Annotated in this window: 8 protein-coding genes; 2 read left to right on the top strand and 6 right to left on the bottom strand. The window is 67.6% G+C overall.

The annotated features are described in order from the left end of the window. Together VJ693_RS10215 and VJ693_RS10210 are read left to right on the top strand one after the other, a co-directional pair. A partial coding sequence (locus VJ693_RS10215) for a TPM domain-containing protein (RefSeq protein WP_324153819.1) occupies window positions 1–354 on the top strand: 354 nt, incomplete at its 5' end. 158 nt (window positions 355–512) lie between these two features. Next, window positions 513–1,052, top strand: coding sequence for a hypothetical protein (locus VJ693_RS10210; RefSeq protein ID WP_324153817.1), 540 nt, complete (start codon window positions 513–515; stop codon window positions 1,050–1,052). Between the two features lie 10 nt (window positions 1,053–1,062). On the opposite strand, the gene ppk2 is transcribed toward VJ693_RS10210, so the two are convergent. From ppk2 to atpH, 6 genes are all read right to left on the bottom strand, one after another. Beyond that, window positions 1,063–1,890, bottom strand: coding sequence for a polyphosphate kinase 2 (gene ppk2 / locus VJ693_RS10205; RefSeq protein ID WP_324153815.1), 828 nt, complete (start codon window positions 1,888–1,890; stop codon window positions 1,063–1,065). A 122-nt stretch (window positions 1,891–2,012) separates the two neighbouring features. Beyond that, a complete protein-coding gene (locus tag VJ693_RS10200; RefSeq protein WP_324153814.1) occupies window positions 2,013–2,435 on the bottom strand; it encodes a F0F1 ATP synthase subunit epsilon in 423 nt (140 codons plus the stop codon). Window positions 2,436–2,558: 123 nt separating this feature from the next. Next, window positions 2,559–3,965 (bottom strand): F0F1 ATP synthase subunit beta, encoded by a 1,407-nt coding sequence (gene atpD, locus VJ693_RS10195; protein WP_324153812.1) that lies wholly within the window; start codon window positions 3,963–3,965, stop codon window positions 2,559–2,561. A 58-nt stretch (window positions 3,966–4,023) separates the two neighbouring features. Continuing rightward, a complete protein-coding gene (atpG, locus tag VJ693_RS10190; RefSeq protein WP_324153810.1) occupies window positions 4,024–4,908 on the bottom strand; it encodes a F0F1 ATP synthase subunit gamma in 885 nt (294 codons plus the stop codon). 36 nt (window positions 4,909–4,944) lie between these two features. Continuing rightward, on the bottom strand, window positions 4,945–6,498 hold the full coding sequence (gene atpA, locus VJ693_RS10185) for a F0F1 ATP synthase subunit alpha (protein ID WP_324153808.1): 1,554 nt from the start codon (window positions 6,496–6,498) through the stop codon (window positions 4,945–4,947). A gap of 64 nt (window positions 6,499–6,562) precedes the next feature. Further along, window positions 6,563–6,886 (bottom strand): ATP synthase F1 subunit delta (gene atpH, locus VJ693_RS10180; RefSeq protein WP_324153807.1); only part of this gene is annotated, 324 nt, incomplete at its 5' end.

The raw sequence follows: 6,886 nt of genomic DNA, 5'->3' as shown, positions 1-6,886 counted from the left end.
GGGCTGCCGCTGTCGTACCTGTGGCGCGGCGCCACGGCGCGCGAGCGCGCCGTGGCGGTGTTCGGCAAGCTGCGCGTCTGGGACACCGAGGCCAACAACGGTGTGCTGATCTACCTGCTGCTGGCCGAACATGCGATCGAGCTGGTCGCTGACCGCGGCCTGGCCCGCGTGGCGGACGAAGCAACCTGGCGCGCGATCGTCGCCCGGCTGAGCCACGCCCTGCACGCGGGGCAGTTCGAGGACGGCCTGCGCGACGCGGTCGACGAGGTCGACACGCTGCTGCGCAGCCAGTTCCCGCTCGCGCCGGGGGCCGCCAACGCGAACGAACTGCCCGATCGACCGCACTTGCTTTGAGCATCGGCGGCGGCCGGCGTCTGTCAACGGCATCCCCCTAGGACCCGCCGCTTCCCTAGTTCGGGGGCTCCCGATCGAGGGGGGCTGCGCCTACAAAGCACCATGCATCGCGCCCTGCCGCCGCAGCCGATCGACCCCGCCTTCGCCTCAGGTGCGCGATGAACCTGCAAACCCGCGCGCATCGCCGCCTGCAGCGGCATCGGCCGAGCCCGGCGCCGATGCCGCCCGCGCCGCCCCCGGGCCAGGCGCTGCTCGATTACCTGGCTGCCGCGCGCTCGCAGGCCGGTGCGGGCGAAGACACCATCCACCCGCCGCCGCCCGCGCCGCTGCGGCGCGCCGCCCAGGCCCTGATGCACAACGACGAGCCGTTGCGGCTGGGTCTGCGCGCGGGCGAGCTCGCCGAGCGGTTCAGCTGGTTCCTGCGCCTGCTGGAGCTCTGGCCACCGACCGAGCGTGACGAGTGGCTGCGTGACCAGGTACGGGTCGCGCAGGGTCACCCGCTGGCGGGCTCGCCGCTGCACGAGGCGCTCGATCCTCGTCTGTTCGACCCGTTGTTGGCGCCCGGGCAGCGGCTGCGGCTGCAGGCCTTGTGGCTGGCCGTGGTGGCCCCCGGCGCCTTCAGCCTGGATGCCGGGCGGCGCGAGCGCGAGCAGGCACAGGCGCTGAGCTTGCTCGACGGCTGGCTGGCGGCCCGCTGAGGCGGCCGCTTCACCGCCGGGGCCAGGGCTTCAGTGGTGACAGGGGGCCATCGAAACGCTCGCGCAGCGGCGCATGCCCCAGCGGGGGGAACTCGATCGGCGCCGGCGCCACCGCCGTGTCGGGCAGGTGGTCCAGCAGGTGGCGGATCAGCGTCAGCCGGCCGCGGCGCTGGTCGTTGAAGTCGACCAGCGTCCACGGCGCATGCCGGGTGTGGGTGGCGGCCAGCATCGTGTCGCGGGCGCGCCCATAGTCGGCATAGTGCGCGCGGGCCTGCATATCGACCGGCGACAGTTTCCAGCGCTTGAGCGGGTCATCCAGGCGCTCGGCGAAGCGGGCTTCCTGCTGCTTCTGGTCGACCGTCAACCAGTACTTGAACAGCAGGATGCCGTCGTCGACGAGCAGCTTCTCGAACACCGGCGCCTGCTTCAGGAAGGCCTTGGCCTCGGCCTCGGTGCAGTAGCCCATCACCCGCTCGACGCCGGCGCGGTTGTACCAACTGCGGTCGAACAGCACCATTTCGCCGGCGGCCGGCAGGTGCGGCACGTAGCGCTGGAAGTACCACTGCGCGCGCTCGCGCTCGGTCGGCTTGGCCAAGGCCACCGCGTGCACCTGGCGCGGGCTGAGCGTGGCGGTGATGGCCGCGATCACGCCGCCCTTGCCGGCCGTATCGCGCCCTTCGACCACGACGACGATGCGCCGGCCACTGGCCTGCAACCAGCGCGCCATGTTGTTCAGCTCGAGCTCGAGCGCGCTCAGGTGCTCGGCGTAGGCCTCCTTGTCCATCGCCTCGCCGCCGTGCTTCCTGCTCGCCTTCGCCTGCTTGCCCTTGTTGGCCATGCGCTGCCTCGCTTCCGGGAGTGCGGCGATTGTGGCGCGTCGCGCAGGCGAAGAAAAACCCGCCGGGCGGGCAGGCCACCGGGCGGGTTGGTCGAGAAGGCTGCGGCGCCTTCGATCGGTCTTCAGCGCGTCTTGCGCAGCTTCTGGATCGCCGCCAGCTGGGCCGCCATCACGGCGAATTCGCTTTGCGCGCGGGCGATGTCGATCTCGCTCTTGGCGTTCTTGAGCGCCTCTTCGGCCAGCTTCTTCGCCTCGTTGGCCTTGGCCTCGTCGAGGTCATGGCCGCGGATCGCGGTGTCGGCCAGCACGGTGACGCAGTTCGGTTGCACCTCGAGGATGCCGCCGGCGACGAAGACGAACTCCTCCTCGCCGTTGTCGGCCCGCTCGATGCGCACCGCGCCCGGCTTGATGCGGGTGATCAGCGGCGTGTGGCGCGGCAGGATGCCGAGCTCGCCGTTCTCGCCCGGCAGCGCGACGAACTTGGCCTCGCCGCTGAAGATGCTCTCTTCAGCACTGACCACGTCGACGTGAATCGTGTTTGCCATGTTCGTTTCCTACTTTGAAAAAGGTTCAGAAAGCAAGCAGTCGGGTGTCAGGCCAGGCGCGCCCCGCAGCCGTACACCCGTACGGTGAGGAGCGCAACGACGCATGACGCCCGAATGCGCCGCTTACTGAATCTTCTTCGCCTTTTCGAAGGCCTCGTCGATGGTGCCGACCATGTAGAAGGCCTGCTCGGGCAAATGGTCGCACTCGCCGGCGACGATCATCTTGAAGCCGCGGATCGTTTCCTTCAGCGGCACGTACTTGCCCGGCGTGCCGGTGAACACCTCGGCGACGTGGAAGGGCTGCGACAGGAAGCGCTGGATCTTACGGGCGCGGGCCACGGCCAGCTTGTCTTCCGGGCTCAGCTCGTCCATGCCCAGGATCGCGATGATGTCGCGCAGTTCCTTGTAGCGCTGCAGCGTGGCCTGGACGGCGCGGGTGGTCGAGTAGTGCTCTTCGCCGACCACGTTCGGGTCGATCTGGCGCGAGGTCGAGTCCAGCGGGTCCACCGCGGGGTAGATGCCCAGCGCGGCGATGTCACGCGACAGCACCACCGTGGCGTCCAGGTGGGCGAAGGTGGTCGCGGGCGACGGGTCGGTCAGGTCATCCGCCGGCACGTACACGGCCTGGATCGAGGTGATCGAGCCGACCTTGGTCGAGGTGATGCGCTCCTGCAGGCGGCCCATTTCCTCGGCCAGCGTCGGCTGGTAGCCCACCGCGGATGGCATGCGGCCCAGCAGCGCGGACACTTCGGTGCCGGCCAGCGTGTAGCGGTAGATGTTGTCGACGAAGAACAGCACGTCGCGGCCTTCGTCGCGGAACGACTCGGCGATCGTCAGGCCGGTCAGCGCGACGCGCAGACGGTTGCCCGGCGGCTCGTTCATCTGGCCGTAGACCATGGCGACCTTCGACTGCGACAGGTCCTCCTGCACCACCACCTTCGAGTCCGACATCTCGTGATAGAAGTCGTTGCCCTCGCGGGTGCGCTCGCCCACGCCGGCGAACACCGACAGACCCGAGTGGGCCTTGGCGATGTTGTTGATGAGCTCCATCATGTTCACGGTCTTGCCGACGCCGGCGCCGCCGAACAGGCCCACCTTGCCACCCTTGGCGAACGGGCAGATCAGGTCGATCACCTTGATGCCGGTTTCGAGCAGTTCCTGCGACGGCGACAGCTCGTCGTAGGTCGGCGCCTTGCGGTGGATCGAGGCGGTCAGCTCGTGCGAGACGGGACCACGCTCGTCGATCGGGTTGCCCAGCACGTCCATGATGCGGCCGAGCGTCGCCTTGCCGACCGGCACCGTGATCGCCTTGCCGGTGTTGACCACCGTCACGCCGCGGCGCAGGCCGTCGGACGAACCCAGCGCGATGGTGCGCACGATGCCGTCGCCGAGCTGCTGCTGCACTTCCAGCGTCAGCGCCGAGCCTTCCATCTTCAGGGCGTCGTACACCTTGGGCATCTGGTCGCGCGGGAACTCCACGTCGACGACCGCGCCGATGCACTGAACGATCTTGCCTTGGGCTTGAGTCATTTTCAGGTCCTTCAATCTGTATTCGATTCGTTCGCTGGTCGGGCTTCAGCCGCCGTCTTCATCCGCCGATCGCGGCCGCACCGCCGACGATCTCGGAAAGCTCTTTGGTGATCGCCGCCTGGCGCGTCTTGTTGTAGATGAGCTTGAGCTCACCGATGAGGGTGCCGGCGTTGTCGGTCGCGGCCTTCATCGCCACCATGCGCGCCGACTGCTCGGACGCCATGTTTTCGGCGACCGCCTGGTACACCAGCGCCTCGATGTAGCGGGTCAGCAGCTCGTCGATGACGGTGGCCGCATCCGGCTCGTAGATGTAGTCCCAGCCGTAGGCGGACTTCTCGGCCGGGGTCTGGGTGAGCGAGCCGGCCGCCAGCGGCAGCAACTGCTCGACCACCGGCTCCTGCTTCATCGTGTTGATGAACTTCGTGTAGCACAGGTGGACCGCGTCCACCTTGCCCTCGACGAAGGCATCGAGCATCACCTTGACCGGGCCGATCAGCTTCTCGACCTGCGGTGCGTCGCCCAGGCCGATCGCATGCGACACGACGCGCGCGCCGATGCGGTTCAGGAAGCCGTTGCCCTTGCCGCCGATCGCCACCGCCTGCACCTGGCCGCCCTTGCCCTGCACGTCACGCATCTTGTTCGTGACGGCGCGCAGGATGTTGGTGTTCAGGCCGCCGCACAGACCCTTGTCTGTCGTGACGACGATGAAGCCCGAGGTACCGCTGGTGCCGCCCGTGCGCATGAACGGCGAGTGGTACTCCGGGTTGGCCTGCGACAGGTTGGCCGCGATGTTGCGGATCTTGTCGCTGTACGGGCGCGCGGAACGCATGCGCTCCTGCGCCTTGCGCATCTTCGACGCGGCGACCATCTCCATGGCCTTGGTGATCTTCTTGGTGTTCTCCACCGATTTGATCTTGCCGCGTATTTCCTTGCCGACCGCCATGACGGTTCTCCTAGGTTAGGGCTGTCCGGGCGGTTGTCAGGCGAAGGACTTCTTGAACGCCGTGATCGCGGCCGACAGCTCTTCCTCGGCGGCCTTGTCCATCGCCTTGTCGGCTTCCAGCTTGGCCAGCAGCGCGGCGTGGCTGGAGCGCAGGTGCTGGTGCAGGCCGTGCTCGAAGGCCAGGACCTTCTTGGTGTCGATCGAGTCGACGAAGCCCTTGTTCACCGCGTACAGCGTGGCGGCCATCAGGCTGATCGGCAGCGGCGAATACTGGGCCTGCTTCAACAGCTCGGTCACGCGGGCACCGCGGTCCAGCTGCTTGCGGGTGGCTTCGTCCAGGTCGGAAGCGAACTGCGCGAAGGCGGCCAGCTCGCGGTACTGCGCGAGGTCGGTCCGGATACCGCCGGACAGCGACTTGATCAGCTTGGTCTGGGCGGCACCACCGACGCGCGACACCGAGATACCGGCGTTGATGGCGGGGCGGATGCCAGCGTTGAACAGGTTGGTTTCCAGGAAGATCTGGCCGTCGGTGATCGAGATCACGTTGGTCGGAACGAACGCCGACACGTCGCCGGCTTGCGTTTCGATGATCGGCAGCGCGGTCAGCGAGCCGGTCTTGCCCTTGACCTCACCCTTGGTGAAGGCCTCGACATACTCGGCGTTCACACGGGCGGCACGCTCCAGCAGGCGGCTGTGGAGATAGAACACGTCGCCGGGGAAGGCTTCGCGGCCCGGCGGGCGGCGCAGCAGCAGCGAGACTTGGCGGTAGGCCACCGCTTGCTTGGACAGGTCGTCGTAGACGATCAGCGCGTCCTGGCCGCGGTCGCGGAAGTATTCGCCCATCGTGCAGCCCGAGTAGGCCGAGACGTACTGCATCGCGGCCGATTCCGAGGCCGAGGCGGCGACGACGATGGTGTAGTCCATCGCGCCGGCCTGTTCGAGCGAGCGCACCACGTTCTTGATCGACGAGGCCTTCTGGCCGATCGCGACGTAGATGCAGGTCATGTTCTGACCCTTCTGGTTGATGATCGCGTCGATCGCCACCGCCGTCTTGCCGGTCTGGCGGTCGCCGATGATCAGCTCACGCTGGCCACGGCCGATCGGCACCATCGAGTCGATCGACTTCAAGCCGGTCTGCACCGGCTGGTCCACCGACTTGCGCGCGATCACGCCCGGAGCGACCTTCTCGATCACGTCGGTCATCTTGGCGTTGATCGGGCCCTTGCCGTCGATCGGCTGGCCCAGCGCGTTGACGACGCGGCCGACCAGTTCCGGGCCGACCGGCACTTCGAGAATGCGGCCGGTGCACTTGACCGTGTCGCCTTCGGAGATGTGCTCGTACTCGCCCAGGATCACCGAGCCGACCGAGTCGCGCTCGAGGTTCAGCGCCAGGCCGAAGGTCGGCGAGCCGTCGGGTGCGGCCGGGAATTCGAGCATTTCGCCCTGCATCGCGTCGGACAGGCCGTGGATGCGGCAGATGCCGTCGGTCACCGAGACGACGCTGCCCTGGTTGCGAATGTCAGCCGATGCGCCAAGACCCTCGATGCGGCTCTTGATCAGTTCGGAAATTTCTGCGGGATTGAGTTGCATTGCTTATCTCCGGTCTGCAGGGCTTGGGGCACAAGCAGGATGGATCAACGCGGTGCTCCAAGCTTTACGCCGTGAGTGCCGCTTTCATTTGTTCAAGACGCGCCTTGACCGAGGTGTCGAGCACTTCGTCGCCGACCACCACGCGGATGCCGCCGATCAGCTCGGGCTCGACCACCACGCTCGCGTTGAGCTTGCGCGCAAAGCGCTTCTCCAGCGCCGCGACCACGTCGGCCAGCTGCATGGTCCCGATCGGGAACGCGCTGTAGACCGTGGCGTCGGACACGCCGGAGCGGGCGTTGGCCAGCGCATGGAACTGCGCGGCGATTTCCGGCAGCACCGGCAAGCGGCCGTTGTCGATCACGGCGCGCAGCAGGTTCTTGGCGGCTTC

Origin of the sequence: Ideonella sp. (assembly GCF_035254525.1) — a bacterium.
Classification (GTDB): Bacteria; Pseudomonadota; Gammaproteobacteria; order Burkholderiales; family Burkholderiaceae_C; genus Ideonella.
The sequence above is the reverse complement of the archived record's forward strand: the minus strand, read 5'-3'. Positions and strand labels throughout refer to the sequence as shown.